The following is a 2,541-nucleotide window of genomic DNA, read 5'->3' on the forward strand; positions in this document are numbered from 1 at the left end:
AATAATTTTTCAGCCATTTATTCTCCCCCCTTTATTGTCTTAATTTAGGATCTAGTGCATCCCTTAAACCATCACCGAACAATGTAAACGCAAGCATTAATATACTTATTACTAAGGCTGGAAAAGCCAATTGATAGGGATGAACTAATAACATTTGAGTACCTGCCTGAGATAATGAACCTAAGCTGGCCTTTGGTACAGGAATACCCATACCTATATAACTTAAGAATGCCTCTCCAAATATGGCTCCTGGTATTCTAAAAGTAACAGATACTATTAATACCCCCATTGTATTTGGCACTAAGTGTTTTAATATTATTCTCCCTGTATCTGAACCAAGGGTTCTGGCAGCCATAACATATTCCATTTCTTTAAGCTGTAAAACCTGACCCCTAACCATACGGGCAGCTCCTACCCAACCAGTTAAGGTCATGGCAATAATTATTGTTTTAATCCCTGAACCTAAAACAGTCATAAGCATTATAACCCTGATTAGATATGGTATAGAACCTAATATCTCACAAAAACGCATCATAATCATATCAGTTCTTCCACCTATATATCCTGAAACACCACCGTATAATATACCTAATATAATATTAACAAAGGCAACGGTAAAACCTATAAATAATGATACCCTAGCACCCTTCCATACCCTAGTCCAAAGATCTCTACCTATTTCATCGGTGCCAAACCAATAGGTTGAATTTGGTTCAGTATTACCTAGCATTAAGTCTTGTTCATTAAACTTAAACTCATTCATAAATGGTCCTACAAATGCCATTATTGCTAAAAGAATTAATATCCCTAAAGCTATCATAGCCATTTTATTCCCTTTAAGTCTTCTCCAAGCATCTTGCCAGTAAGTCATACTTGGCCTATTTATAGTTTGAGCTTTGGTTAAATCTTTACCTATGGTTTTAAATTTTTCTTTACTTAATTCAGCCATTTTTTTATCCCCCCTTATTTATCTATTCTAATTCTTGGATCTACTACCCCATAAAGCATATCACTTATGAAGTAACCTACAACTACTACTATTGACGTAAATAGGGTTGTACCAAGTATCATTGTATAATCATATTGCTGAACACTATCAACAAAAAATTTACCTATCCCGGGAACTGCAAATATACTCTCTATAACAAATGAACCTACAACTGCCCCTGCAAGGGTCGGCCCAAAGAAAGTTATAATCGGTACACTAGCATTTCTAATAACGTGTTTAACTACAACTGTAAAGTGGGATAATCCCTTTGATTTAGCAGTAACAACATAATCTGAACCCATAACCTCTATCATTGATGTCTTCATATATCTTGCATAACTTGCTATATATCCTGTGGCCAATGATATTATTGGTAATATCATATGCTTAGGTCCTTCCCAACCGGCAACAGGTAGTATTTCCCATTTCACTGCAAAGAAATATTGGTATAATGACGCAAACACAAAACTAGGTACTGAGATACCTATAACAACTAATATAATTACAAAATAATCGAAAAAACCTTTGTTATTAAGTGCTGCTATAACACCTAATGTTACCCCTGCAAACACACCTAAAGCCATTGAAATAATACCAACTTTAGCTGAAGCTGGTAATCCATCAGCCAACATTTTGTTAACAGTTCTTGTTTTGTACTTAAGGGATAAACCTAAATCTCCCTGTAGTAAATTCTTTAAAAACCTTCCATATTGTTGAATTAATGGTTTATCAAGGCCATACTTCGCTTTTAAGTTTTCTAATACCTCCGGTGGAGTTCCCCTATCACTTGAAAATGGATCTCCCGGAATTGCATGCATTAAAAAGAATGTTATTGTGGCAATTGCCCATATAACAATAAACATATAGATGATTCTTTTAAGTACATATCTTCCCATTAAACAAACACCCCCATAATTTATTTTTTATTTGTTGTATATTAAGAATATACTGAAAATTCTTCTTGTATGCAAGTACTGTATTTATATACATAATTATCCTTAACTTCATGTAGCTTGTTAACTAATTTTTATTAATTATTAATTTTTTGTAACATTTTATTTTTTACAGTATTTTTGTTGAAGTTAATGAAAATACTATAAAATTTTAGTTTAATTAATTCCATTGTAATTTTTGAATTAAATATCTTTAACCCCATCCCATTAATAGGGGACTCACAAATCCCCCCACAACGAAAAGATAGAGCCATTAACAACCGAAAAATGAATTCTGCTCTAGGTTTCAGTACCGTAGTTTTACTATATCCACCGGACAGAGCATGCCCTGTCCCTACAAAAAAACAACAAAGTGGCCTCGGGCCACTTTGCTCCTTATTTATTCTTTATTATCTACTCTCTATTCTTTAAATTAAAGTTATTTAACTAAGTGACACGCCACATAATGTTCTGGTTTAACCTCTTTTAAAATAGGTGCTTCTTTTCTACATATATCCTTTACGTATTTACATCTATTTTGGAACTTACATCCTGGAGGTGTATTTATAGGACTTGGTACATCTCCCTTTAGTATTTCCCTTTCTCTAGTTCTTTCTATCT

General features: G+C 33.5%; 3 protein-coding genes. All 3 read right to left on the reverse strand.

The window, feature by feature from the left end; genetic code table 11:
- Positions 1 to 31: 31 nt before the first annotated feature.
- Entirely contained in the window at positions 32 to 949 is a 918-nt protein-coding gene (locus tag V6137_RS20835) for an ABC transporter permease (RefSeq protein ID WP_425449874.1), read from the reverse strand.
- A 14-nt stretch (positions 950 to 963) separates the two neighbouring features.
- The gene (locus V6137_RS20840; protein ID WP_425449875.1) at positions 964 to 1,884 is read right to left on the reverse strand and encodes an ABC transporter permease; all 921 of its coding nucleotides are present in this window, start codon (positions 1,882 to 1,884) and stop codon (positions 964 to 966) included.
- A 475-nt stretch (positions 1,885 to 2,359) separates the two neighbouring features.
- Positions 2,360 to 2,541 (reverse strand): oligopeptide/dipeptide ABC transporter ATP-binding protein (locus V6137_RS20845; RefSeq protein ID WP_425449876.1); only part of this gene is annotated, 182 nt, incomplete at its 5' end.

This window comes from Dethiothermospora halolimnae (assembly GCF_037577855.1).
Classification (GTDB): Bacteria; Bacillota; Clostridia; order Tissierellales; family VENL01; genus Dethiothermospora; species Dethiothermospora halolimnae.

Bases quoted from the DNA above. Each gene is read 5' to 3' on its own strand.
- V6137_RS20835 (WP_425449874.1), bottom strand. From the start codon at position 949: ATGGCTGAATTAAGTAAAGAAAAATTTAAAACCATAGGTAAAGATTTA.
- V6137_RS20840 (WP_425449875.1), bottom strand. From the start codon at position 1,884: ATGGGAAGATATGTACTTAAAAGAATCATCTATATGTTTATTGTTATA.